General features: G+C 71.5%; 23 protein-coding genes and 1 pseudogene. 21 read left to right on the top strand and 3 right to left on the bottom strand.

Annotation, left to right across the window (positions count from 1 at the left end; all coding sequences use genetic code 11):
• Positions 1-18: 18 nt before the first annotated feature.
• The 5 genes from dop to JOD54_RS26520 all read left to right on the top strand — a co-directional run bounded on the left by dop (position 19) and on the right by JOD54_RS26520 (position 4,813).
• Positions 19-1,527 carry a depupylase/deamidase Dop gene (gene dop, locus JOD54_RS26540; protein ID WP_204454332.1) on the top strand — a complete coding sequence of 503 codons (1,509 nt, stop codon included), beginning with the start codon at positions 19-21 and terminating at the stop codon, positions 1,525-1,527.
• Between the two features lie 95 nt (positions 1,528-1,622).
• Positions 1,623-1,817: a ubiquitin-like protein Pup gene (locus tag JOD54_RS26535; RefSeq protein WP_092775401.1), complete on the top strand. Its 195-nt coding sequence runs from the start codon at positions 1,623-1,625 to the stop codon at positions 1,815-1,817.
• Positions 1,818-1,878: 61 nt separating this feature from the next.
• A complete protein-coding gene (gene prcB / locus JOD54_RS26530; protein WP_204454330.1) occupies positions 1,879-2,736 on the top strand; it encodes a proteasome subunit beta in 858 nt (285 codons plus the stop codon).
• A 57-nt stretch (positions 2,737-2,793) separates the two neighbouring features.
• On the top strand, positions 2,794-3,576 hold the full coding sequence (prcA, locus tag JOD54_RS26525) for a proteasome subunit alpha (protein WP_204454328.1): 783 nt from the start codon (positions 2,794-2,796) through the stop codon (positions 3,574-3,576).
• Between the two features lie 277 nt (positions 3,577-3,853).
• A complete protein-coding gene (locus JOD54_RS26520) occupies positions 3,854-4,813 on the top strand; it encodes a LysR family transcriptional regulator (protein ID WP_204454325.1) in 960 nt (319 codons plus the stop codon).
• Here the strand turns inward: JOD54_RS26520 and JOD54_RS26515 are convergent.
• Complete coding sequence (locus JOD54_RS26515) at positions 4,794-6,302, bottom strand: bifunctional phosphatase PAP2/diacylglycerol kinase family protein (protein ID WP_204454322.1); 1,509 nt, start codon at positions 6,300-6,302, stop codon at positions 4,794-4,796. The two genes, JOD54_RS26520 and JOD54_RS26515, sit on opposite strands and share 20 nt — an antisense overlap.
• 145 nt (positions 6,303-6,447) lie before the next feature.
• Here JOD54_RS26515 and pafA point away from each other — a divergent pair, with 145 nt between their 5' ends.
• The 12 genes and pseudogenes from pafA to JOD54_RS26455 all read left to right on the top strand — a co-directional run.
• Positions 6,448-7,806, top strand: a complete 1,359-nt coding sequence (pafA, locus tag JOD54_RS26510) for a Pup--protein ligase (RefSeq protein ID WP_204454319.1) — start codon at positions 6,448-6,450, stop codon at positions 7,804-7,806.
• A 43-nt stretch (positions 7,807-7,849) separates the two neighbouring features.
• Complete coding sequence (locus tag JOD54_RS26505) at positions 7,850-8,416, top strand: GNAT family N-acetyltransferase (protein ID WP_204454317.1); 567 nt, start codon at positions 7,850-7,852, stop codon at positions 8,414-8,416.
• Positions 8,417-8,589: 173 nt separating this feature from the next.
• Entirely contained in the window at positions 8,590-9,567 is a 978-nt protein-coding gene (locus JOD54_RS26500; RefSeq protein ID WP_204454314.1) for a helix-turn-helix transcriptional regulator, read from the top strand.
• On the top strand, positions 9,564-10,538 hold the full coding sequence (locus JOD54_RS26495; protein ID WP_204454311.1) for a helix-turn-helix transcriptional regulator: 975 nt from the start codon (positions 9,564-9,566) through the stop codon (positions 10,536-10,538). Before JOD54_RS26500 ends, JOD54_RS26495 begins: the two co-directional genes overlap by 4 nt.
• A 64-nt stretch (positions 10,539-10,602) precedes the next feature.
• A complete protein-coding gene (locus JOD54_RS26490; protein ID WP_204454309.1) occupies positions 10,603-10,848 on the top strand; it encodes a bacteriophage holin in 246 nt (81 codons plus the stop codon).
• A complete protein-coding gene (gene tatA, locus JOD54_RS26485) occupies positions 10,845-11,147 on the top strand; it encodes a Sec-independent protein translocase subunit TatA (protein WP_307860291.1) in 303 nt (100 codons plus the stop codon). Before JOD54_RS26490 ends, tatA begins: the two co-directional genes overlap by 4 nt.
• A 104-nt stretch (positions 11,148-11,251) precedes the next feature.
• Complete coding sequence (gene tatC, locus JOD54_RS26480; RefSeq protein WP_204454304.1) at positions 11,252-12,175, top strand: twin-arginine translocase subunit TatC; 924 nt, start codon at positions 11,252-11,254, stop codon at positions 12,173-12,175.
• A 76-nt stretch (positions 12,176-12,251) separates the two neighbouring features.
• A complete protein-coding gene (locus JOD54_RS26475; protein WP_204454302.1) occupies positions 12,252-13,133 on the top strand; it encodes a diacylglycerol/lipid kinase family protein in 882 nt (293 codons plus the stop codon).
• Positions 13,134-13,184: 51 nt separating this feature from the next.
• Positions 13,185-15,947: a DEAD/DEAH box helicase gene (locus JOD54_RS26470; protein WP_204454299.1), complete on the top strand. Its 2,763-nt coding sequence runs from the start codon at positions 13,185-13,187 to the stop codon at positions 15,945-15,947.
• 172 nt (positions 15,948-16,119) lie between these two features.
• Positions 16,120-16,755, top strand: coding sequence for a DUF4333 domain-containing protein (locus JOD54_RS26465; RefSeq protein WP_204454297.1), 636 nt, complete (start codon positions 16,120-16,122; stop codon positions 16,753-16,755).
• Between the two features lie 41 nt (positions 16,756-16,796).
• On the top strand, positions 16,797-18,002 hold the full coding sequence (locus JOD54_RS26460; protein WP_204454295.1) for a GNAT family N-acetyltransferase: 1,206 nt from the start codon (positions 16,797-16,799) through the stop codon (positions 18,000-18,002).
• Between the two features lie 286 nt (positions 18,003-18,288).
• Positions 18,289-18,891, top strand: a pseudogene (locus JOD54_RS26455) (transposase); the annotation flags it as partial.
• A 94-nt stretch (positions 18,892-18,985) separates the two neighbouring features.
• Here the strand turns inward: JOD54_RS26455 and JOD54_RS26450 are convergent.
• Positions 18,986-19,909, bottom strand: coding sequence for a 5'-3' exonuclease (locus JOD54_RS26450; protein WP_204454292.1), 924 nt, complete (start codon positions 19,907-19,909; stop codon positions 18,986-18,988).
• 73 nt (positions 19,910-19,982) lie between these two features.
• Here JOD54_RS26450 and JOD54_RS26445 point away from each other — a divergent pair, with 73 nt between their 5' ends.
• The 4 genes from JOD54_RS26445 to JOD54_RS26430 all read left to right on the top strand — a co-directional run bounded on the left by JOD54_RS26445 (position 19,983) and on the right by JOD54_RS26430 (position 24,277).
• Entirely contained in the window at positions 19,983-20,549 is a 567-nt protein-coding gene (locus JOD54_RS26445; RefSeq protein WP_204454290.1) for an ArsR/SmtB family transcription factor, read from the top strand.
• The gene (locus tag JOD54_RS26440; protein WP_204454287.1) at positions 20,546-21,811 is read left to right on the top strand and encodes an MFS transporter; all 1,266 of its coding nucleotides are present in this window, start codon (positions 20,546-20,548) and stop codon (positions 21,809-21,811) included. Before JOD54_RS26445 ends, JOD54_RS26440 begins: the two co-directional genes overlap by 4 nt.
• Positions 21,812-22,694: 883 nt before the next feature.
• The gene (locus JOD54_RS26435) at positions 22,695-23,831 is read left to right on the top strand and encodes a M24 family metallopeptidase (RefSeq protein ID WP_204454284.1); all 1,137 of its coding nucleotides are present in this window, start codon (positions 22,695-22,697) and stop codon (positions 23,829-23,831) included.
• Positions 23,828-24,277, top strand: a complete 450-nt coding sequence (locus tag JOD54_RS26430) for an Lrp/AsnC family transcriptional regulator (protein WP_204454281.1) — start codon at positions 23,828-23,830, stop codon at positions 24,275-24,277. The genes JOD54_RS26435 and JOD54_RS26430 overlap by 4 nt, the downstream gene beginning before the upstream one ends.
• Here JOD54_RS26430 and JOD54_RS26425 read toward each other — a convergent pair.
• Entirely contained in the window at positions 24,250-24,537 is a 288-nt protein-coding gene (locus JOD54_RS26425) for a YkvA family protein (RefSeq protein ID WP_204454279.1), read from the bottom strand. The two genes, JOD54_RS26430 and JOD54_RS26425, sit on opposite strands and share 28 nt — an antisense overlap.
• Positions 24,538-24,556 lie beyond the last annotated feature (19 nt).

Below are 24,556 nucleotides of genomic sequence, written 5' to 3'. Positions count from 1 at the left end.
GACCCGTAGGCTTGCCGTATGCGGCGGATCATGGGAACCGAGGTCGAGTACGGCATCGCGGTGCCGGGCGACGCGACGGCGAACCCGGTGTTGACATCGACCCAGGTCGTGCTGGCCTACGCCGCGGCGGCGGACATCCCGCGCGCGCGGCGGGCCAGGTGGGACTACGAGGTGGAGTCGCCGTTGCGCGACGCCAGGGGGTTCGACCTGGGTGTGCCCGGCATGGCGCCGACGGACCCGGACGTGGAGGACCTGGGGGCGGCCAACGTCATCCTCACCAATGGGGCCCGGCTCTACGTCGACCACGCGCACCCGGAGTACTCCGCGCCCGAGGTCACCAACGCGCGCGACGCGGTCATCTGGGACAAGGCGGGGGAGCGGGTGATGGAGGAGGCGGCGCTGCGCGCGGCCACCGTCCCCGGCCAGCCCCGGCTGCAGCTCTACAAGAACAACATCGACAACAAGGGCGCCAGCTACGGCACCCACGAGAACTACCTGATGGCCCGCTCCACCCCGTTCGTGTCGGTGATCGGCGGCCTCACCCCGTTCTTCGCCTCCCGCCAGGTCATCTGCGGCTCCGGCCGGGTCGGCCTCGGCGCCTCCGGCGACGGCGCGGGCTTCCAGCTGTCCCAGCGCGCCGACTACATCGAGGTCGAGGTCGGCCTGGAGACCACCCTCAAGCGCGGCATCATCAACACCCGCGACGAGCCGCACGCCGACGCCGACAAGTACCGGCGGCTGCACGTGATCATCGGCGACGCGAACCTGGCCGAGACCGCCACCTACCTCAAGGTCGGCACCACCGCGCTGGTGCTGGACCTGATCGAGGCCGGGATCCGGTTCGACCACCTCAAGCTGGCCGACCCGGTCCGCGCGGTGCACGTGCTCAGCCACGACCCGACGCTGCGGGCCACCGTCGAGCTCGCCAACGGCCGCCGGTTCACCGGCATCGACATCCAGCAGGCCTACCACGAGCTGGTCGCCGAGCACGCCGACCGCACCGAGGTGGACCGGGTGGGGCGCGACGTGCTGCGCACCTGGGGCGAGGTGCTCGACGCGCTGCGCCGCGACCCGATGGAGTGCGCCGACCGGCTGGACTGGCCCGCCAAGCTGCGGCTGCTGGAGGGCTTCCGGGCCCGCGACGGCCTCGCCTGGTCGTCGCCGCGGCTGCAGCTGGTGGACCTGCAGTACTCCGACGTGCGGCTGGACAAGGGCCTCTACAACCGGCTGGTCGCCAGGGGCTCGATGCGGCGGCTGGTGACCGAGGACGAGGTGCGAGCGGCCATCACCACCCCGCCGCAGGACACCAGGGCCTACTTCCGCGGCCGCTGCCTGGAGCGCTACCCGAGCGCCATCGCGGCTGCCTCGTGGGATTCGGTGATCTTCGACCTCGGCCGCGAGTCGCTGGTGCGCATCCCCACCCTCGAGCCGCTGCGCGGGACGAAAGCGCACGTCGGGGCGCTGCTCGACGCCGCGAACACCGCCGAGGAGCTCGTCGACGCGCTCACCGGGGCGGCCAAGCGCTGATCCGGTCGATCATGTGACCGGCGCGGCCCACGACGAAAGGGGCCGCACCTGGGTAGTGTTCGAGTACAGGGCCCCAGTCCACACCGGGAGGCGACATGTCCCAGGAGCAGACGCAGCGCCAGGGCGGCGGAGACGGCGACGACGGCGTCGACGACACCACCGCGGCCGGGCAGGAGCGCCGGGAGAAGCTCGGCGACGACACCGACGCCATCCTCGACGAGATCGACGACGTGCTCGAGGAGAACGCCGAGGACTTCGTCCGCGCCTACGTGCAGAAGGGCGGCGAGTGAGCGGCTGCCCGCCCAGGGCAGCCCGCTCCCACCCCGTCCAGCGACAGGATTGAAAGAAGGCATGGAACACACCTCGTCCCGAGGGCAGTTGGGCGCCGCGCTCCCGGCCGCCTACCTGTCGGCAGGCACCTCGTCGTTCACCGACTTCCTGCGGTCGCAGGCCCCCGAGCTGCTGCCGGGCGGCCGCGGCGCGGGGGAGCGGGTCGCGCCGGTCGACGCCGCCCCGCACGGCACCACGATCGTCGCGCTGACCTTCTCCGGCGGTGTGCTGATCGCCGGTGACCGGCGGGCGACGGCGGGCAACATCATCGCCCAGCGCGACATCGAGAAGGTCTTCGTCACCGACGACTACTCCTCGGTGGGCATCGCGGGCACCGCGGGCTTGGCCGTGGAGATGGTCCGGCTGTACGCGGTGGAACTGCGCCACTACGAGAAGATCGAGGGCGTCCAGCTCTCGCTCGACGGCAAGGCCAACAAGCTGGCCAGCATGGTGCGCGGCAACCTCGACGTCGCGCTCGCCGGGCTGGCCGTGCTGCCGCTGTTCGTCGGCTACGACATCGACGCCGAGGACCCCGCGCGGGCCGGGCGGATCGTGTCGTACGACATCACCGGTGGCCGCTACGAGGAGCGCGCCGGGTTCCACGCCATCGGGTCGGGCTCGGTGTTCGCCCGTTCCGCGCTCAAGAAGCTCTACCAGCCCGACGGCGACCGGGACGCGGCGCTGCGCGCGGCGGTGGAGGCGCTCTACGACGCCGCCGACGACGACTCGGCCACCGGTGGACCCGACATGGGCCGCGGCATCTACCCGAGCATCGCGACCATCACCGCCGACACCGGCGCGGTGCGGGTGACCGAGGAGGAGGCCGCCTCGGTGGCCGCCGCCGTGGTCGCCCAGCGCTCCGCGCACCCCCGCGGCTGACGTGCCCGCGACCAGACCAGCCAGCACGCCTACCCCGGTCGAGAAGGAGCCCGCCCCGTGACGATGCCGTTGTACGCCTCGCCCGAGCAGTTGATGCGCGATCGCTCGGAGTACGCCCGCAAGGGCATCGCCCGGGGCCGCAGCGTCATCGCGCTCAAGTACGCCGACGGCGTGCTGTTCGTCGCCGAGAACCCCTCGGCGACGCTGCACAAGGTGTCGGAGATCCACGACCGGATCGGGTTCGCGGCCGCGGGCCGCTACAGCGAGTACGAGAGCCTGCGCCGCGGCGGCATCCGGCACGTCGACCTGTGGGGCTACTCCTACGACCGCCGCGACGTGTCCGCGCGGCAGTTGGCCAACGTGTACGCCCAGACCCTGGGCACGTTCTTCACCGAGCAGGTCAAGCCGCTCGAGGTGGAGATCTGCGTGGCCGAGGTCGGTGCCACGCCCGCGCAGGACCAGCTCTACCGGCTCACCTACGACGGCTCCATCGTCGACGAGCCGCAGTTCCTGGTCATGGGCGGGCAGACAGAGCCGCTGCTGACGTCGCTGAAGGAGAACTTCGGCGACGGCCTCGCGCTCCCCGACGCCATCCGGGTCGCGCTCAAGGCGTTCGGCGCCGGGGCCACCGGCAACGGCGCGACCGAGGCGGGGCCGACCCCGGACAAGCTGGAGGTCGCGGTCCTGGAGCGGCACCGCCCACTGCGAGCCTTCCGCCGCATCCAGGGCGCCGCGCTGACCGCGGTCCTGCCCGCCGAGGCGCCCCCGGCGGCCGAGCCGGAGTCCCCGGCCCGCCCGGTCGAGGACGTCGAACTGCCGTCCGAGGACGCCCCCGAGTAGCAGCCGAGGCCGTGCGCGGTCGGCGAATAGTGGCCGACCCGCGCACGGCCTTCGTCGATCACCGGTGGGAGCGATCCCGACCCTGCGGCGGGTGGTCCCGACAACCGGCGGCGACCACGTCGCGTGAGTGCCGGTTGCGGATCGTCACCGCGCTGACTGATGTGCACATGGATGCACTACTCGCTGGTTTCACACGCCGCCCAGGGAAAATGTGCGGATATTCCCAGGGAGCGTCGGGAGGTTTGCATAATGTCCGCGCGGCGGGCATAACTTTGGTGTGAGCGAGTTGGAACTCCGTCATCTGCGCGTCATCCGCGCGGTCGCCGACGCGGGCAGCCTGTCCAAGGCGGCCGTCCAGCTCGGGGTGTCCCAACCCGCTCTGACCGCCCAGTTGCAGCGCCTCGAACGCCGCGTCGGTGGCCTGTTGTTCGCCAGGACCGGCACCGGCGTCGTCCCCACCGACCTCGGCAGCTACGTGCTGTCCTCGGCGCGCGCCCTGCTCAACGACGTCGACGAGCTGATGGCGGGCATCCGCCAGCGCACCCAGTTGGCCACCCACACCGGCCAGGTCCGCGTCGGCGGCCCGCCCGGGCTGATCGTGCCGCTGTTCGCCACCGCCATCGCGGGCAGGCTCGGCGGCGCCGAGGCCACCATCGACATCGACATGCACCCGGCCGAGCTGGTCCGCAAGGTCCTCGACCACAAGGTCGACTTCGCCGTGCTCGAGGAGAACCCGGGCTTCCGCACCAGCCTGCCGCCCCGGCTGCTGAGCCGGATCATGTTCCGCGCCCCGCTGTTCCTGGCCCTGGCCGTGGACCACCCGCTGGCCGACCGCGACGAGATCGACCTGGCCGAGCTGGCGGGGGAGAGCTGGGTGATGCCCCCGGTCGCCGAGGGCACCGAGCAGCTCGCCTTCACCAGGGTCTGCGCGCAGGCCGGGTTCACCCCGATCATCAAGCACCAGCTGACCGACTCGACCACCACCCGCGCCCTGGTCCAGGCGGGCGCGGTGACCCTGGCCAAGCCGGTCGCCAGGCAGGGCAGCGGCATCGTCATCCGGGCCATCGCGGGCAACCCGATGCGCCAGGAGATCGTGCTGGTCTGGCACGAGGAGAGCGCGCTGGCCGGTGCCGCCGACCAGGCCCCCAAAGCCCTGCTGGAGGCCTACGCCCAGCTCGTGGACACCAACCCGCTGTTCGCCGACTGGTGGGCGCGGTTCACCGCGGACCAGGCGTGAGGTCGCCGCGGTAGATCGCCAGCGCCCCGGGGCGGGCGCTGAACTCGAACTCGTCGGCCAGCGGACCCACCTCGCCGTCGGTGGCGATCCTGCGGTGCTCGTCGAGCAGCCGCACCCGCACCGACCGCACGTCGCGCTGCCGGTACACGTGGCTGGTGACCAGCGTCCCGGCCAGCGTGGCCAGCACGAACCTGGCCCGCGAGTACGGCACGTCCGCGCGCAGGTACCGCAGGTCGAGCAGCCCGGTGTCCAGCGCGGGCCGCCGCGTCGGGCCGAAGCCCTTGGGGGAGTAGGTGCCGTTGCCGACGAAGAGCATCCACACCAGGTGCGACTTGCCGTTGAGCTCCAGCCGGATCGGCTGGGCCCGGCGCAGCGTGCGGATCAGCGCGATCGCGCCCGCGGGCCACTTGGGCCAGTTACGGCCCTCCAGCCGCTCCCGCAGCCGCACCATCTCCGGGTAGCCGCCTAGGCTCGCGGTGTTGACGAACCACCGGTGGGTGCGGCCCTCCGAGCCGGAGATGTCGACGAACCCCAGGTCGATGCGCACCCCGGTACCCGAGTGCACCGCCTCCACCGACTCGGCGGTCGACTCCACGCCGACGTCGCGGGCGAAGTGGTTGAGCGTCCCGGCCGGGATCAGCACCAGCGGAAGGTCGAACTCGGCGGCGACCGTGGACACAGCGGCCACCGTGCCGTCACCGCCCGCCACCCCGATCGCGGTGATGTCGCGCGGCGGGGTCCCCAGCTCCTGCGACAGCTGCTCCACCAGGTCGCGGCCCGGCTCCGGGTGCACCACCGTGGCCAGCGGCCAGTACGACTTGATCTCGTCGGTCGGGTCCACCCCCGCCGCGCCGGAGTTCGGGTTGACCAGCACCAACAGCCCGTCGCCGTCCTCCAGCGCCGCCAGCCGCACGGTCTCGGTCACGTGCGCGGGACCCTCGTGCGTCTTGGGCCACCAGTGCCGGGTCGCGTACGCCGCGCCGACCCCGATGGCCGCGCCCGCGGCGATGTCGGTCGGCCAGTGCACGCCGGTGTGCATCCGCGAGTACGCCACCGCCGCCGCGACCGGCGCCAGAGCGATGGCCGCACCCGGGTTCTCCATCGCGACCGCCGTGGTGAACGCCACCGCGGAGGCCGAGTGCCCGGACGGGAACGACGAGCTGGTCGGCCGCTTGGTCAGCCGCCGGTGCTCGGGGAGCAGCTCCGCCGCGGGCCGCCTGCGCGGGAACAGGTTCTTGCCCACCAGGTTCGCCGAGGCGCTGGCGAACCCGATCGCGGCGACTCCACGCAGCGCCGCGCGCCTGGTCGAGCCCTTGCGGGCGGCCAGCAGAGCGGCCAGGGCGAACCACAGCCTGCCCTTGTTGGCCGAGCGCGACAGCGCCTTGAGCGCGTCATCGGCGCGGGAGCGGGGCAGGGCGGCGCTGCGCTGCATCAGCCGCTGGTCGACGCGGCCCACCTGGCGCCCGGTCCGCCGGACTTGTCCGAACATGATCGTAGATTCAACCCGACGCTGGCCCCCGCCGCCGTCCGACCCCGGCCCGGTGAACAACCGGTTACCGTGCGCTCGATAACAGAATGTGGACCACCCCGAACGGCGCACGGTCCGGTGCCCGCTTTGCGCCTACGCTTAGAGGATGCAGCGGCGGATCTTCGGCATCGAGACCGAGTTCGGCGTGACCTGTACGTTCCACGGGCAGCGCAGGCTGTCGCCGGACGAGGTCGCGCGGTACCTGTTCCGGCGGGTGGTGTCGTGGGGGCGTTCCTCGAACGTGTTCCTGCGCAACGGTTCACGCCTCTACCTCGACGTCGGCTCACACCCGGAGTACGCGACCGCGGAGTGTGACGACCTCGTCCAACTGGTGACCCACGACAAGGCGGGCGAGCGGATCCTGGAGGACCTGCTCGTCGACGCCGAGCGGCGGCTGGCCGACGAGGGCATCGGCGGCGACATCTTCCTGTTCAAGAACAACACCGACTCGGCGGGCAACTCCTACGGCTGCCACGAGAACTTCCTGGTCACCAGGGCCGGGGAGTTCTCGCGGATCGCCGACGTGCTGCTGCCGTTCCTGGTCACCCGCCAGCTCATCTGCGGGGCGGGCAAGGTGCTGCAGACCCCGCGCGGGGCGGTGTTCTGCCTCTCGCAGCGCGCCGAGCACATCTGGGAGGGCGTCTCCAGCGCCACCACCCGGTCCCGGCCGATCATCAACACCCGCGACGAGCCGCACGCCGACGCCGAGCGCTACCGGCGGCTGCACGTGATCGTCGGCGACTCGAACATGTCCGAGACCACCACCCTGCTCAAGGTCGGCACCGCCAACCTGGTGCTGGAGATGATCGAGGACGGCGTCCAGTTCCGCGACTTCTCGCTGGACAACCCGATCCGCGCCATCCGCGAGATCAGCCACGACCTCACCGGGCGCAAGCCGGTCCGGCTGGCGGGCGGCCGGGAGGCCTCGGCGCTCGACATCCAGCGCGAGTACTACGCCAAGGCCGTCGAGCACGTGTCCCGCCGCTCGCCCGACCCGCTCGGCGAACGGGTGGTCGAGCTGTGGGGGAAGGTGCTCGACGCGGTCGAGGCCCAGGACATGACCCGCATCGACCGCGAGATCGACTGGGCCATCAAGCACCGGCTGATCGAGCGCTACCGGGCCAAGCACGACCTGGACCTGTCCAGCCCGCGGATCGCGCAGCTCGACCTGGCCTACCACGACATCCGCCGCGGCCGGGGCATCTTCGACCTGCTGCAGCGCAAGGACCTGGTCGCCAGGGTCACCGACGACGGCGAGATCGAGGCGGCCAAGGACACCCCGCCGCAGACCACCAGGGCCAAGCTGCGCGGCGACTTCATCGCCGCCGCCCAGCAGGCGGGCCGGGACTTCACCGTCGACTGGGTGCACCTCAAGCTCAACGACCAGGCCCAGCGCACCGTGCTGTGCAAGGACCCGTTCCGCGCGGTCGACGAGCGGGTGGAACGGCTGATCGCTTCGCTGTAACCGCGTTGCCGGGAGGCGGGTCGGGCCGGGAGGATCTTCCGGCATGGCCCGCCTTCCCGCTGTCTTGAGCAAGCCGCCGGTCGTGTTGCGCAGGACCACCGCGGTTGACGTCGACGAGATGCTGCTGGTGATCGAGGAGTCGGTCGAGCACCTGCGCCCCTGGATGGCCTGGGCCGCCGAGGACCCCACCGCGGAGTCGGTCCGCGCCCACATCGCCCGCTGCGACGACGACTGGGATCGCGGCGTGGACTTCGCCTACGCGATCACCGTCGACTCACGCATCGTCGGGCGGTGCGGGACGCGGTTCCTGGCGGGCACCCGTGGCGTGGAGATGGGGTACTGGCTGCACCCGGACGCTGTCGGCCGGGGGATCGCCACCGCCGCGACGGAGGCGATGCTGGTTGCCGTGTTCGCGCTGCCGGACGTCGACTGGGTGGAGATCGTGCACGACACGGCGAACCCGCGCAGCGGGGCGATACCGCGGCGGCTGGGGTTCCGGGAGGTGGCCAGGGTGTCGCCGCCGCAGGAGCCGATCACGCCGGGGGAGGACGGGGTCGACGTCCGCTGGCGGCTCACCCGAACTGACTTCCTGGCGTCTGGACTTGGGTAGCAGCTATCTTCTATCTAGATAATGTTCTTGAGGGGGAGGAGTGCGCTGAGGGGTGTTGGGGTTGGCTACCGAGTGTAATGCGGGTGACCGCGCAGCGGAGTGGTCGGGGACTAGAACGCGTGTTCGGGTGTGGCGGCTGCCGCCGCCGGGAGCAGGGGCGTTATGGTTCGCTGGTGTCTGTCGCACGCGCCGAACGCCTGGTGAACCTGGTGCTGTGCCTGCTGTCCACCCGCCAGTACCTCAGCGCCGAGAAGATCCGGGGAATCGTGCCCGGGTACTCCGACGCGCCCAGTGACGAGGCGTTCTTCCGGACCTTCGAGCGGGACAAGACCGAGCTGCGGGAGCTGGGGATCCCGCTGGAGGTCGGCCGCACCAAGGTCGTCGACACCGTCGACGGGTACCGGATCGCCCGCCGGGACTACGAGCTCGGCGAGATCGACCTGGAGCCAGACGAGGCGGCCGCGGTCGCGCTCGCGGTGCGGCTGTGGGACTCCCCGGAGCTCACCGGTGCGGCGCACGGTGCCCTGCTGAAGCTGCGCGCCGCCGGGGTCGACGTGGATCAGAGCGCGCCGACCGTTGTCGAGTCGAAGGTCCGGACCACCGAGCCCGCGTTCGGTCCGCTGCTCGCGGCCGTCCAGGCGGGCCAGGCCGTCGCCTTCGACTACCGCCGCCCCTCGCCCGCGGAGCTGCGGCAGCGCCAGCTCGAACCGTGGGGTGTCGTCTCCTGGCGCAGCCGCTGGTACGTGGTGGGCCACGACCGCGACCGCGGTGCGCCGCGCTGCTTCCGGCTGTCGCGGATCGTCGGGGAGGTGCGCAAGGTCGGCAAGCCCGGTGCGGTGCGCAGGCCCGACGACGTGAACCTGATGGCCTTCGTGGCCAACACGAACAACGCCGAGCCGCCGCAGTCGGCCACCGCGTCGCTGTGGATCGCCGCCGGGCGCGGTGCCGGGTTGCGACGGCGGGCGCGGGTCGTGGGGGAGCGGGAGGTCGACGGGATCGCGGGCGACCTGGTCGAGCTGGACCTGCTGTACCCGGACACCGCGGCGGGCTGGATCGCCGGGTACGGCGCGGACGTGCTGGTGCTGGAGCCGGAGGTGCTGGCGAAGTCGGTGCGGGAGCGGCTGCTGGCCGCGGCGAGGGGGCCGATGTGACCGCTGCCCAGGAGCGGCTGCCGAGGTTGTTGGCGCTGGTGCCCTACCTGCTGGCCAGGCCGGGGATCCTGATCGACGAGGCCGCCGCCGACTTCGGCGTGTCGGCCAAGCAGCTGCGCAAGGACCTCGAGCTGCTGTGGATGTGCGGTCTGCCCGGCTACGGCCCCGGCGACCTGATCGACATCTCCTTCGACGAGGACACCGTCACCGTCGCCTTCGACGCCGGGATGCGCAGGCCGCTGCGGCTCACCGGCGCCGAGGCCACCGCGCTGCTGGTCGCGCTGCGCGCCCTGCTCGACACCCCTGGGGTGGCCGAGGCGGACGCCATCCGCCGCGCGGTCGCCAAGATCGAGTCGGCCGCAGGCCAGGCCAGGCCGGGCGGGGTCGAGGTCGGCCTCGGGGTCCGCGAGGCCGCGGAGACCGCCGAGGCGCGCGAGGTGGTGCAGTCGGCGCTGCGCGCGGGGCGGGCACTGCGGATCTCGTACTACACCGCGTCCAAGGACGAGATGACCGAGCGGACCGTGGACCCGATGCGGGTGCTGATCGTCGACGGCCGCGGCTACCTGGAGGCGTGGTGCCGCCGCGCCGAGGGGGTCCGGCTGTTCCGGCTGGACCGGGTCGACGAGGTGGTCGTGCTCGACGAGCCCGCCGCGCCGCCGCCCTACGCCGAGCCGACCGACACCTCCGAGGGCCTGTTCCGGGCCGCCCCCGACCAGCGCTCGGCCCGGCTGGTGCTGCGCCCGGACGCCCGGTGGATCTCCGAGTACTACCCGGTGGAGGACGTCGAGGAGCTCGACGGCGGCAGGTTGCGGGTGCGGATGCGCTACTCCGACAGCTCGTGGCTCGTGCGGCTGGTGCTGGGTCAGGGCGGCGAGGTCGTGGTCGAGGAACCGGCTGAGCTGGCCGAAGCGGTGCTGGCGCAGGCGGCCGCCGCCGTGGCGCGGCTGGATCGTCACCTCTCGGCCACCTGAACCTCGCGTCGCGCACGTTCGGCGGTGTGCGGAAAGCAACCCGCCTGGCGGTAGAGTGCGAGCCGTGCCTTTCCTGCCGAGTGCGGCGCTGCTCGTGATCGGGTTCGCGCTGCTGGGTCTCCTGCTGGTGCGCGTGGTTCGCGTGCTGGGCAGGACCCGGGCCGTCCTCACTGCGGCGAAGGCGACATTCGGTGACGAAACCGGACTGCTGCGCGCGCGGACCGCGGGTCTGCGGGTCGCGGTGGCTCAACGTAGGCGCTCGTCTCGCGTAGCATGGGCGGGGCGAGGCGAGACTGGAGGACGGTCGTGAACCTGGGACCCTGGGAAATCCTGATCATCGCGGTGGTGATCGTGCTGCTGTTCGGGGCGCGCAAGATGCCCGCGATGGCGCGCTCCCTCGGGCAGTCGATGCGCATCTTGAAGGCCGAGACCAAGGGCATGCGCGCCGACGACGAGGACGACAAGGCCACCGACAAGCCGGGGGCGGTCCAGCCCGCCGCAGCGCTGCCCGCCGCGAAGCCGGAGCAGTCGCCGGAGCAGATGCGCGCGGAGATCGATGAGCTGCAGCGCAAGCTGAGCCAACAGCCGACCCAGAAGAACGCGGGCTGAGAGAGCCGGTCCCCACGGTGGCGAGCGACGAGTCGCTCCGCCGGGTGCCAAGCCGTCGCGAGAAGCGCAAGCTGCGCAGTCGCAGGCACAATCCCGACGGAACGATGTCCCTGAAGGATCACCTGTACGAGCTGCGCACCAGACTCGGTTGGGCTGTCCTGTTCATCCTGCTCGGTGGAGTCTTCGGCTTCATCTGGTTCGAGGTCCGTTTGGGCCCGGTTCCCTCGTTGAGCCAGGTCCTGATCGACCCGTACTGCGCGCTGCCCCCCTCGGTGCGCCTGTCCCCGAACGGCACCTGCCAACTGCTGCAGACCCAGCCGTTCGAAGCCTTCATGATCCAGTTCAAGGTCGGCATCGCCGCGGGCATGGTGCTGACCGCCCCGTTGTGGCTCTACCAGCTCTGGGCGTTCATCACCCCGGGCCTCTACGCGAAGGAACGCCGGTTCGCCACGGTGTTCGTCTTCCTCGCGTCGATCCTGTTCGCCGCAGGTGGTGTGCTGGCGTTCTTCGTGATCCCGCAGGGCCTCAGCGTGCTGGTGTCCTTCGGTGGCGACGCGTTCATCACCGCGCTCAACGGCTCGGCGTACGTGTCGTTCGTGCTGGTGATGCTGCTGATCTTCGGCGTGAGCTTCGAGGTGCCACTGCTGATCATCATGCTGAACCGGGTCGGCGTGCTGCGCTACGAGAACCTGAGCAAGTGGCGGCGCGGCATCATCTTCGGCGTCTTCGTCTTCGCGGCGTTCGCCACGCCGGGCACCGACCCGATCTCCATGGTGGTGCTCGCCGTGGCGATGGCGATCCTGGTGGAGCTCGCGATCCAGGTGTCGCGGATCCACGACCGCCGCAAGGAGCGCCGGGAGGCGTTGGAGGACCCGAACGCGGGCCTGTCCGACGACGAGGCCACCCCGATGTCCTTCGACACCGGCCCCGTCGCCGCGGCTGAACCGCCCGCCGAGCCGGTGGCCCAGACCAGTCAGACCCCGCCCGCCGAACCCCGCAAACCCAGCGGCTACGACGACGTGACCTGATCACCCCGGTCGGTACCATGCCCGGCACTCCCTTGTGGAGTGCCGGGCATGGTCGTCTTCGGGAGGTTTCGCGGCAATGCGGGTGGCGCTTGCGGTACATCCGGGTTCTGGGCATGGCGCAGCGGGGCGGGCGTTGGACGCTGTGGTGGCGCGGATCCGGCCTGTGGTCGACGAGCTGACCGTGGTGTCGGCTGACACCGTTGAGCAGTCCCGGGCGCTGATGGTCCAGGCCAAAGACGCAGGTCTGGACGTGCTGGTCGTGCTCGGCGGGGACGGGTCGGTGCACCAGGGCGTGCAGTTCTGCGCCGAGCACGACGTGGACCTCGCCATTGTCCCCGCGGGCACCGGCAACGACCTCGCCCGCGCGCTCGGACTGCCCGGTGACCCGGTCCCGGCGGCCGACGCGGTGGCAAAGGCGCTGGTCAACGGCACCCGGCGGCGCATCGACCTGGGCAAACTCGACGGCGGGCCCTACTTCGGCAGCGTGCTGTGCGCCGGGTTCGACTCGGCGGTCAACGAGCGGGTCAACCGGATGCGCTGGCCGCACGGTCGGCGCCGCTACGACCTGGCGATCGTGGCGGAGCTGGCAGCGCTGCGCCACCAGCGGCTGGTCGTGATCACCGAGGACGAGCGGGTCGAGCTCGAGGCGACCATGGTGGCGGTCGGCAACACCGGGTACTACGGCGGCGGGATCCCGGTCTGCCCCGGCGCCGACCCCGCCGACGGACTGCTGGACGTGACGGTCGTCGGCCGGGCGAGCAGGCTGGACCTGCTGCGGATCCTGCCGACCTTGCGCACCGGGGACCACGTGCGGCACCCGTTCGTCCGGACCCTGCGCACGCGGCGGGTGGAGCTCGGACCGGACAACGGCTGGGTGTCCTACGCCGACGGTGAGCGGTTGGGTCCGCTGCCGGTGGCGGTGGACTGCGTGCCCGGCGCCCTGACCGTCGTGGGCTGACCCGGAAAGTTCGCGCGACGAGTGTCGGTCTGATGTGGAAGTCTTGGTGCCGTGTCCGCCAGTTCATCCCGCTCTCCGGCGCAGGCGTATTCCGCGGCCCGGGCGCGCAGCAGAAATCCCAAGCTGGCGGAGTTCGCCGCCGAGCTGTCGTTCGACCTCGACCCGTTCCAGCAGCGGGCGTGCGCGGCCTTGGAGGAGGGCCACGGCGTGCTGGTGTGCGCGCCGACCGGGGCAGGCAAGACGGTGGTCGGCGAGTTCGCCGTGCACCTGGCCCTCGGTGAGGGCCGCAAGTGCTTCTACACCACCCCGATCAAGGCGTTGTCCAACCAGAAGTTCGCCGACCTGACCGCCCGCTACGGGCCCAAGTCGGTCGGCCTGCTCACCGGGGACACCGTGATCAACGGCAGCGCCCCGGTCGTGGTGATGACCACCGAGGTGCTGCGCAACATGCTCTACGCGCGGTCGCCCGCGCTCGAAGGGCTCGGGTACGTGGTCATGGACGAGGTGCACTACCTCGCCGACCGCTTCCGCGGCCCGGTGTGGGAAGAGGTGATCCTGCACCTGCCGGAGTGGGTGAACCTGGTGAGCCTGTCGGCCACGGTCAGCAACGCCGAGGAGTTCGGCGAGTGGCTGGTCGAGGTGCGCGGCGACACCTCCATCGTGGTCGACGAGCACCGGCCGGTCCCGCTGTGGCAGCACATGCTGGTCGGCGGTCGGTTGCTGGACCTGTTCGTCGGCGAGGGGCCCGACGGCGAGGCCAGGATCAACCCGCACCTGGTGCGCCGCACCGAGGAGGTCGGGCGGGTCCACGCGCCGTGGCACAACCCGAGGGCCAAGGGCGGACGGGCGGCTGGCGCGCGCGGGCCGAGGTTCAAGCCGCCGTCGCGGATCGAGGTCATCCAGCGGCTGGAGGCCGCCCAGCTGCTGCCCGCGATCGTGTTCGTGTTCAGCCGGGCGGGCTGCGAGGCCGCGGTGACGCAGTGCGTGCGGTCCGGGCTGCGGCTCAACACCGAGGACGAGGTCGCCGAGGTGCGGCGGATCGTCGACGCCAAGACCAAGGACCTGCCCGACGCCGACCTGGCGGTGCTGGGGTTCTGGGAGTGGAAGGACGCGCTGGAGCGCGGGTTCGCCGGGCACCACGCCGGGCTGCTGCCCGCGTTCAAGGAGACCGTGGAGGAGCTGTTCGTCCGCGGCCTGGTCAAGGCGGTGTTCGCCACCGAGACGCTGGCGCTGGGCATCAACATGCCCGCCCGCACCGTCGTGCTGGAGCGGCTGGTCAAGTACAACGGCGAGGCGCACGTCGAGCTGACGCCGGGGGAGTACACCCAGCTGACCGGGCGCGCCGGGCGGCGCGGGATCGACGTCGAGGGCCACGCGGTGGTGCTGTGGCAGCCGGGGGTGGACCCCAAGCAGGTCGCCGGGCTGGCCTCGACCCGCACCTACCCGCTGCGCTCGTCGTTCCGGCCCGGCTACAACATGGCCGTCAACCTGGTGGAGCGGCTCGGCGCGCGGCAGGCGCGGGAGATCCTGGAGCAGTCGTTCGCGCAGTTCCAGGCGGACCGGTCGGTCGTGGGCCTGTCCCGCAAGCTCGACCGCAACCACGAGGCGCTGACCGGGTACGCCGAGTCGATGACCTGCCACCTGGGCGACTTCACCGAGTACGCCGAGCTGCGGCGCAAGATCGGCGACCGGGAGAAGGCGCTGTCGCGGCAGAACAGCGCCCAGCGCCGGGCCGAGACCGCGCACTCGCTGGAGCAGTTGCACCGCGGCGACGTCATCGCGGTGCCCGCCGGGCGCCGCTCCGGGCTGGCCGTGGTGATCGACCCGGGCGTGGACCCGATGGGGGAGCCGCGGCCGCTCGTGGTCACCGAGGACCGGTGGGCCGGTCGGCTGTCGGTGTCGGACTTCCCGGCACCGGTGGAAGCGCTCGGCCGGGTGCGGCTGCCCAAGCAGGTCGACATCCGGTCGCCGAAGTCGCGCCGGGACCTGGCCGCGACGGTGCGGGCCGCCGGGATCGAGGCGCCCGCGCGGGTGCGGCGCCGGTCGGGCTCCGACGACGACGCCGAGTTGGCGGCGCTGCGCCGGGCGATGCGGGCGCACCCGTGCCACGGCTGCCAGGACCGGGAGGCGCACGCCCGGTGGGCCGAGCGCTACCACCGCCTGCTGTCGGAGACCGAGCAGGTCGAGCGCAAGGTCGCCGCGACGACGCACTCGCTGGCCAGGGCGTTCGACCGCATCCGCGGCCTGCTGGCCGCCCGGGGCTACCTGGCGCCGGGGGAGGACGGCGAGCAGGTGGTGACCGAGCACGGCCGCCGGTTGGCGCGGCTCTACAGCGAGTCCGACCTGCTGGCCGCGGAGTGCCTGCGGCACGGCGTGTGGCGGGGCCTGGGTGCCGCGGAGCTGGCGGCGGTGGTGTCGTCGCTGGTGTACGAGGCGCGTCGGGACGGGGCGGTCGAGGCGCGGGTTCCCGGTGGCGCGGTGACGGACGCGATGACCGCGACCGCCAGGCTGTGGGCGGAGCTGGAGGCCGACGAGCGCCACCACCGTCTCGACCGCACCCGCCAGCCCGACGCCGGGTTCGCCTGGACGGTCTACCGGTGGGTGCGCGGCGAGTCGCTGGAGAAGGTGATCACCGCGGCCGACTCGGCAGGCCAGGAGCTCTCCGCTGGCGACTTCGTGCGCTGGTGCAGGCAGGTGATCGACCTGCTCGACCAGATCAGGGACGTGGTCGGGGCCGAGGACCCGGTGGGCAAGGCGGCCGCGGAGGCGGTCCGCGGCATCCGCCGGGGTGTCATCGCCCTGGCGACCGCGTGACGGGTCGCGGAGCCCGGGTGGCGCGCCGGATGTTTTCGGTTCACCACCCGGGCTGGGTGTGTCGGTGGGGGATCACTGTGGTTTGATCGCCCGCAAGCGGTGTGCAGCGTGAACTCCCAGCAGCGGCGGCGCGCGGGGCGTCGACGGGCCACAGATCTGGCGGAGGCGAGTGATGAGCAGCCCCTACGGGCCGTCCGGTGGGCAGCAGGACCCGCAGCAGTGGGGTCAGCAGCAGCCTTACGGACAGCCCCCCGGTCCCCCGTCCGGTGGGTTCCCCGCGCAGGGGTACCCGCAGCCGCAGCCGCAGCAGGGGTATCCCGGGTACGGGCAGCAGCAGCCGCAGCCCGGCTACGGCGACCCGAACCAGCAGCAGTACGGCTACGGCCAGCAGCCCCAGCAGCAGGGGTACCCGGGGTACGGCGGGCAGCAGGCGCAGCAGTTCGGGCAGTACCAGCAGTACCCGGGGATGCCGCCGCAGGAGAAGAAGGGCGGCGCCTGGATCTGGGTGCTGGTGGCCGCGGTGGTGGTCATCGCGGGCGCGGTGGCGGTGCTGGGGTTCATCACGCCCGGCTGGTTCACCAAGAAGGTCTTCGAGGTCAGCGCCGTGCAGGACGGCGTGAAGATGATCCTCACCGACAAGTACCGGATCGAGGGCGTCGAGTCGGTGACCTGCCCGTCGGACCAGGAAGTCAAGAAGGACAACCAGTTCTCCTGCGAGGTCACGATCGGCGGGGAGAAGAAGACGGTCACCATCACCGTCCGCAACACCAACGGCGAGTACGAAGTGGCCCCGCCCGCCGACAAGTAACCGCCTCGCTTTCGGCCGCGTCCCCGGGCAGGATGCGGCGTGTGTCCGACATCGAGATCCGCACCCTTGACGAGGCCCAGTGGCGCGAGTCGCTGGGGTTGTTCCGCGCTGCCCTGCACGCCCTGCCGGTGACCGACGAGCAGTGGGCTGTCGGCCGCAGGTCCTATGAGCCCGGCCGCACACTGGGCGCCTTCCGCGGCGATGCGTTGGCGGGCACGGCGTTCGCGTGGTCGTCGGATCTCGTCGTGCCCGGCGGCGGCGTGCTGCCGATGGCGGCGGTGACCCGGGTCGGTGTCCGATCGGACCAGCGCCGCCGGGGTGTCCTGCGCGAACTGATGCACCACCAGCTGTCCGACATCGCTGCGCGCGGCGAGGTGTTCGCCGCGCTGCGCCCCACCGAACCGGTGATCTACGGCCGCTTCGGCTACGGCATGGCCACCCAGGGCGCCAAGCTGACCGTGTCCCCCAAGAACGTCGAGTTCCGACCCGGAGCCCCCGCGGGCGGCCGGGTGCGGCTGGTGTCGACGGACGAGGCGCTCGCGGTGCTGCCGGGGATCTACGAGCGCGTCGGCCGGACCAGGCCCGGCGCGATCGCCCGGCCGGGGTACTGGTGGACGGTCTTCTACGAGCGTGCTTTCGCGGCGGGCGAGCACATCGTGCTGGCCGTCCACACTGGACCCGACGGCGACGACGGGTACCTCATGTACCGGCCGACGCAGGGCGCGCTGCCCGGGACGAACGCGACCCTGGCGGTAGAGGACTTCGTGGCGAGCACCCCCGACGCCCTCTACGGGCTCTGGCGGTTCCTCCTCGGCATCGACCTGGTAGACGAGATCACCGTCTGGACCCGCCCAACCGACGAACCGGTCGAAGAGGCCCTGCTCGACCCCCGGCCGGTCACCGCCCGCGAAGCCCGCTCAGACCTGTGGCTGCGCCTGGTAGACGTCCCCAAAGCCCTGGCGGCCCGCCCCTACGGCTCCGCCACCGTGGTCATCGCCGTAGACGACCCCGTGCTGCCCGCCAACTCCGGCCACTACCGCCTCACCCCAGACGGAGCCACCCGCACAACCGCCCCAGCGGAGTTGTCCCTGGATGTCTCCGTGCTGGCCATGCTCTACCTGGGCACCTGGCGCCCCCGCCCCTTGGCCACCATCGGCCGCCTACAAGAACACACCCCCGGCGGCGCCGCCCGCGCCGACACAGCATTCGCCGTCCCCGAGTCCTCCTGGTGCGGCACCTTCTTCTAGCCCCCAGAAACTTCACCCACCCGAGCGACAAGATCTATCCACATGTCGATCTCCGCACCGGCCTCTCAAGATCAACTGTCGGTGCGGCCCGGTACACTGGAACAGGGACGCCCCCCAGGGAGGGTGGGGGCTGTGCGTCGCTCGGTGTGGGCAAAACGATCTTGTGTGACGGCTGGCCTGCTCGGCGGCGGCGCGTGGCGATTGAGGGCGGACGTTCTTGCCGCGAAGGCCATGTTCGGCCCGGAGCAGTGCGATCCGCTCCTCGTGGTTGGCCGTTGCCACGCACGACCACCTCGTACTCGCCGTCGCGGCCCGGTCCCTGCCTCGCACTCCGCTGCCGGTCGATGTCGGTGACGACGCACTGGCCGAACCGGGTGCTGATCGGGTTCGACGGCGACCTGGCTGGCGAAGCCATCCGCCTCGGCAATCGGATACGGGGCCTGGTCACCGGCATCCATCCCGCCCTCGAACACGCCATCGGTGCCAAGGCCGGCCACCGGCGGTGCTGGAAATCCTGCCTCGCCGCGGCGGCTCGACCGGCATCGCCCAAGGCGGGCCGCCGCAAACTCACCGCGATTGCCAAGGTCCATGGCCCCACATTGGCGACAATCTGGTCGAGGCGATCATGACGGCGCTGGGCGAGCAGACCGCCGTCGTCCCAGCCGCCGCCGCTGACGCGGTCTTGCCGCGGCTGGTGGGCAGCCTGAAAACCGTCCTCCAGCAACGGAAACAGATCATCGAGCAGGTCGAGGGGAACTTGATGCGCACCCTTGTGCCGGGGTCCTGACCTCGATACCCGGCATCGAAGTCAGGGCCGCCGCCCGCATCCTGATCGAGGTCGGCGACGCCTCCACACTTCGCGTGCTCCGGCCGTCTGGCCGCCTACGCTCGTGGTCTTGGTCGCCGCCGCGCACCCGGACTCACCGTCACGGATGGGCCTCGGCGATCGACTGGGTGCTGGTGTGGCGATGCGCGCGGTGGGGCTAGGGGGCTAGGGCCTTGAGGAGGCGGTCGACGGAGGAGCCTAGGGACCAGCGGGTTTGGAGTTCGCGGACGCGGTTCACGTCGACGGGGTGGGGGACTTCGGGGGTGCCGGTGGCTTCGATGGGGACGTCGGTGGCGACTCGGACGACCAGGGGGGCTTTGGCCAGGTAGTCGGCGTCGTGGGTGAAGGCTTCGCGGACCTTGAGGGGGACGTCCTTGGAGCCCGCGGCGGCGGCGTCGACCAGGGCGGCGAGGGAGCCGAACTTGGTGATCAGCTTCGCCGCCGTCTTCTCGCCGATGCCGGTGATGCCGGGCAGGCCGTCGGAGGGGTCGCCGCGCAGGACGGCCATGTCGGCGTAGGCGAGGCCCTCGGCGGGCAGGCCGTAGCGGGTGGCGAGTTCCTGGGGGCCGATCTCCTCGGCCTTGGACCAGCCCCGACCCACGTACACCACCCGCACCGGGGTCGGCTCGTCGCGCACGCACTGGAACAGGTCGCGGTCGCCGGTGATGATCTCCACCGGTGCGGCGGACTCGCGGTGCGCCAGGGTGCCGATGACGTCGTCGGCCTCGTAGCCCGCGGCTTCGGCGGTCGCGATGCCCAGGGCGTCGAGCAGGTCGATGATGATCGGCACCTGCGGGGTCAGCGTGTCCGGCACCTCCTCGGCGTTGACCGCCGGGTCGGCCACCCGCTGCGCCTTGTAGCTGGGGATCGCCTCGACCCGGAACGCGGGCCGCCAATCGGCGTCCAGGCAGGCCACCAGCCGCGACGGGTGCCGGTCGGTGAGGATCTGGGCGATCATCCCGGCGAACCCGCGCACCGCGTTGACCGGGACACCGTCCGGCGAGGTCATCGACTCCGGCAGCGCGAAGAACGACCGGAAGTACAGGCTCGCCGAGTCCAACAGCACGAGAGGTCCGCTCACGGGGGTGAGCCTGCCACACCTAACCGCAGAGAGTCCTTTGCAAATTTCCCTCTGCGGTTGTACGGTCGCGACCATGGCGGAGCCACGGCGGTACAACCGGGTCGGTGCGGACACGCTCAAGGTCATCGCGCACCCGTTGCGGATGCGGATGCTGGGCGTGCTGCGGGCACACGGCCCCAACACAGCGACAGGTCTGGCCGCTCGCCTAGGCGAGAGCTCCGGAACGACCAGTTGGCACCTGCGCCAACTCGCCGACGCCGGGTTCATCGAGGAGGACACCGAGCGCGGCAACCGCCGGGAGCGCTGGTGGCGGGCCGCCCAGGAGGTCACCCAGGTCGTCTCGCACGCCATGCCCGACGACCCCGAGACCCAGGACGCCTATGGCACGTTCCTCACCGCGCTGATCGACCTCGGCTACGAACGCGCCGCCCGCTACGTCCGCACCCGCCACGCCCTGCCCGACGACTGGCGTCACGTGTCGGATCTGTCGGACTGGCGGATGTCGCTGACCCCCGGCGAACTGCGGCAACTCGCGGTCGAGGTCAACGAGCTCGTCGAGCGCTACCACCGGGAACCCGCCGATGGCGACGAGATCGTCACCATCCAGGTGCAGATGTTCCCCTCCGGGGAGAACACGTGAGTGCCCCGACCGCGGTCGACCCCGAGCGCCGGTCACGGGGGATCTCGCGTCGGCTGCCGTTGATCGCGCTGTTGACCGCGAACGCGTTCTCGGCCTGCGGGTCGATCATGACCGTGCTGGCGGTCCCGTGGTTCGTGCTCGCCACCACGGGTAGCGCCGCCAAGACGGGGTTGACCGCGGGCGCCGAGGTGGTTGGCACGGTGGTCGCGGCGCTGCTGGCAGGGCCGGTGGTCGACCGCTTCGGCCGCCGCGCGGTCAGCGTGACTTCGGACTTGGCGGCCGCGGCGGTCGTGGCCACCATCCCGCTGCTGCACGCCACGGTGGGTTTGCCCTTCGGCGCGCTCCTCGTCCTCGCGGTGGCATTGGGCATGGCGGTGGCGCCGGGGGAGACCGCGCGGAAGTCGATGATGCCCGGCCTGATCGCGGTGACCGGAGTGAGCGGCGAACGGGCCGCCAGCGGCTACGACGGGGTGTCCAGGGGCGCGCGGATGCTGGGCGCGCCCCTGGCCGGTGTGCTGATCGCGGTGATCGGGCCGCAGTCGGTGCTGCTGGTGGACGCGGGCACGTTCCTGGTGTCGGCGCTGCTGATCCGCGCGTTCGTGCCCGTGGTCGGCGGCGCCGCCGAGACCGAGCCGGGGCGGTACCTGACCCGTCTGCGGCGCGGCCTGGCGTATCTGCGGCAGGACCGGCTGATGGGCGGGATCGTGCTGATGATCTCGGTGACCAACCTGCTCGACGCGGCGTTCTTCTCCGTCCTGATGCCGGTCTTCGCCAAGGACGTCCTGCACAGCAGCATCGCGCTCGGCCTGATGTCCGGCGTGTTCAACGCCGCCGCCCTGACCGGCTCGCTCGCCTTCGCCTGGGCGGGACCGCGGTTGCCCCGCAGGCTGACCTTCGCGTTCGCCTTCCTGCTCAGCGGCGCTCCCCGGTTCGTGGTGCTGGCGCTGGGCGCGCCGCTACCGGTGGTGCTGGTGTTGTGGGCGGTGCTGGGACTCGGGGTCGGCGCGATCAACCCGGTGCTGGGCGTGACCCAGTACGAGCGGGTGCCCGAGTCGGTGCTCCCGATGGTCTTCGGCGTGATGTACGCGGGCGCCTACTGCGGCATGCCGCTGGGGACGGCCCTGGCGGGCTTGTCGGTCGAGGGCTTCGGCCTGGTCGCCACCCTGTGGGCGGGCGCCGTCGTCTACCTCGGCGCCACCCTGTGCCCCCTGCTGTTCCCGACCTGGCGCCAGATGGACCACCGCATCCCCGCGACCACCTGACCCCTCCCCAACGCCGCACTCGTCCACAACCGCCCAACCCGTCCACAACCCCCCGGCTGATCCACAACGCCGGACTGATCCACAACCCCCGAGGTGTCCACAACCTGCTGCCGGTCCACAACCCGCGAGCCGATCCACAACCCGCCGCCTGTCCACAACCCTTCGACTGGTCCACAACGCCGGACTGATCCACAACCCCCGAGCCGATCCACAACCCCGGATCCGATCCACAGCCTGCTGCCGGTCGACAACGTGCTGCCGGTCGACCTCCGAGCCGTCCACAACCTCCGAGCCCGTACACAACCCCTCGGCTGGTCCACAACCCGGAACCGATCCACAGCCTGCTGCCGATCCACCACTTCCTGCCGGTCCATCCCGAGCCGTCCACAACCCCTGAAGCCGTCCCCAACGCCAGACCTGCCCACAACCCGCGAGTCGGTCCACAACCCCCCAGCCGATTCACAACCTCGGGGCCCGTCCACACCCCATGCGCCGTCCACAACCCCCCGGTTGGTACACAACCCCGAACCGGTCCCCAACGCCGGACTGATCCACAACCCTCGAATCGGTCCACAACCCGCTGCGTGTCCACAACCTCCGGGCCCGTCCACAACCCGTGCGCCGTCCACAACCCCCCGGTTGGTCCACAACACCGGGCCGGTCCACAACCGCTGAGCCGTCCACAACCCCGAACTGGTCCACAACCGACACGCCCCGCCGAGTTGCCCACAGGCCCACCGGGCGGCGCCCCTTCCTGTCGGTGCCCTCTGGCAGGCTGGAAACGGGGGCTGCTCAGCTCGATGTGATCTTGAAGCGGGGGCCGTTGGACCCCAGTGTCGGAGGCCGCCTGAATCGGTCCGACATCGGCGCTAGGCTGCGGGGTATGTCGACCACCGTCACCTCCGCCGACCCCGATCTGCTGCGCGCCCGGCTCCAGCGCGCCAGGCACGCCGCCACCGCGCAGGGCGCTGACGCCCTGGTGATCGCGCCGGGATCGGATCTGCGGTACCTGATCGGTGGGTCCGGGTCGTCGTTCGAGCGGCTCACCGCCCTGGTCGTGCCCGCTGCGGGCGACGAGGCCTTGCTGGTCGTGCCCAAGCTCGAGGCCCCCGGGTACGCGGGTGTGCCGCTGGAGGCGCTGGGTGTCCGGCTGGCGACCTGGGTCGACGGGGAGGACCCGTACGCGCTAGTCGCCGGTGCGCTGGGGTCGCCGTCGGTCGTGGCGGTGGGGGATGTGCTGCCCGCGTTGCACGCGTTCCCGCTGCGTGCGGCGCTGCCCGGTGCCGAGCACGTCCTCGCCGGTCCGGTGCTGCGCGAGCTGCGGATGCGCAAAGATGCGGCCGAGGTCGAGGCGTTGCGCGTCGCAGGTGCCGCGATCGATCGCGTGCACGCCCGGATGGGGGAGTGGCTGCGCGCGGGCCGCACCGAGGCCGAGGTGGGCGCCGACATCGCCGCCGCGATCGTGGCCGAGGGGCACGCCAAGGTCGAGTTCGTCATCGTCGGGTCCGGTCCCAACGGCGCCAGCCCGCACCACAGCCTGTCCGACCGGGTCATCACCGCCGGTGACGTCGTGGTGATCGACATCGGCGGTTCCACCGCGGACGGCTACAACTCCGACAGCACCCGCGTCTACTCCGTCGGCGACCCCCGTGACGCCGATGTCGCCGAGACCTACGCGGTCCTGGCCGCCGCCCAGCGCGCCTCGGTCGAGTCCGTCCGCCCCGGCGTCACCGCCGAGTCCGTCGACGCCGCCGCCCGCCAGGTCATCGCCGACGCGGGCTTCGGCGAGTACTTCATCCACCGCACCGGCCACGGCATCGGCCTCGACGTGCACGAGCACCCGTACATCGTGGCGGGCAACGACCTGGTGCTGGAGCCGGGCATGGCCTTCAGCGTCGAGCCGGGCATCTACCTGCCCGACCGCTGGGGCGCCCGCATCGAGGACATCGTCGTGGTCACCGAGGACGGCGTCGAGTCGGTCAACAACCAGCCGCACGAGCTCGTGGTGCTGCCCGGATGAGCGAACTGGAACCCATCGACAAGGCCATAGTCCGGGAACTCGCCGCCGACGGCAGACGCAGCTTCACCGACCTCGCCGAACGCGTGGGCCTCAGCGTTTCCGCTGTCCACCAACGCGTTCGCCGCCTGGAGCAACGCGAGGTGATCCGCGGCTACTCGGCCCGCTTGGACGCCGAAGCCATCGGCCTGCCCTTGACGGCGTTGATCTCCCTCACCCCGATCGACCCGGCCGCTCCTGATGACTATCCGCAACGGCTGCAGCACATCAGCGAGATCGAGTCGTGCTACTCGGTGGCGGGCGACGAGTCGTACGTGCTGCTGGTCAGGGTCGCGTCGCCAGCGGATCTGGAAGACCTCCTCCGCAAGATCCGCGAATCGGCGAAGGTCTCCACCCGGACAACGGTCGTGCTGTCGACCCCTTACGAGGGCCGCTCCCCAGCGCTCTGATCTTTCCGGCGCAGCGAGGTGCTCACGTAGATCAGGCCGCTGGTCAGGACCACGATGTCGTCGAAGTACACCGGGTCGGGCAGTACGTCGATCGGGAATGCCGTGTACGCCAGCGACAGCCAGTACGCCACCTTCGTCGGCACCGGCGTGTCCGGCCGGTGCACTCGGCGGTGCTTGCGGACCAGTACGACCACGAGCACCACCGCGATCAGCACCAGCACGGCCAGCAGAACGCCCAGCCCGGTCCATAACGAGTCCACCCCGCCCCCTCACCACGTC

The sequence above is a fragment of the Actinokineospora baliensis genome, assembly GCF_016907695.1.
GTDB classification, from domain to species: Bacteria; Actinomycetota; Actinomycetes; order Mycobacteriales; family Pseudonocardiaceae; genus Actinokineospora; species Actinokineospora baliensis.
The sequence above is the reverse complement of the archived record's forward strand: the minus strand, read 5'-3'. Positions and strand labels throughout refer to the sequence as shown.

Coding starts and splice junctions, on each gene's coding strand:
- JOD54_RS26445 (WP_204454290.1), top strand. CDS start 19,983: ATGGCGGAGCCACGGCGGTACAACCGGGTCGGTGCGGACACGCTCAAG.
- dop (WP_204454332.1), top strand. CDS start 19: ATGCGGCGGATCATGGGAACCGAGGTCGAGTACGGCATCGCGGTGCCG.
- JOD54_RS26465 (WP_204454297.1), top strand. CDS start 16,120: ATGAGCAGCCCCTACGGGCCGTCCGGTGGGCAGCAGGACCCGCAGCAG.
- JOD54_RS26505 (WP_204454317.1), top strand. CDS start 7,850: ATGGCCCGCCTTCCCGCTGTCTTGAGCAAGCCGCCGGTCGTGTTGCGC.
- JOD54_RS26435 (WP_204454284.1), top strand. CDS start 22,695: ATGTCGACCACCGTCACCTCCGCCGACCCCGATCTGCTGCGCGCCCGG.
- JOD54_RS26475 (WP_204454302.1), top strand. CDS start 12,252: ATGCGGGTGGCGCTTGCGGTACATCCGGGTTCTGGGCATGGCGCAGCG.
- JOD54_RS26535 (WP_092775401.1), top strand. CDS start 1,623: ATGTCCCAGGAGCAGACGCAGCGCCAGGGCGGCGGAGACGGCGACGAC.
- tatC (WP_204454304.1), top strand. CDS start 11,252: ATGTCCCTGAAGGATCACCTGTACGAGCTGCGCACCAGACTCGGTTGG.
- prcB (WP_204454330.1), top strand. CDS start 1,879: ATGGAACACACCTCGTCCCGAGGGCAGTTGGGCGCCGCGCTCCCGGCC.
- pafA (WP_204454319.1), top strand. CDS start 6,448: ATGCAGCGGCGGATCTTCGGCATCGAGACCGAGTTCGGCGTGACCTGT.
- JOD54_RS26515 (WP_204454322.1), bottom strand. CDS start 6,302: ATGTTCGGACAAGTCCGGCGGACCGGGCGCCAGGTGGGCCGCGTCGAC.
- JOD54_RS26430 (WP_204454281.1), top strand. CDS start 23,828: ATGAGCGAACTGGAACCCATCGACAAGGCCATAGTCCGGGAACTCGCC.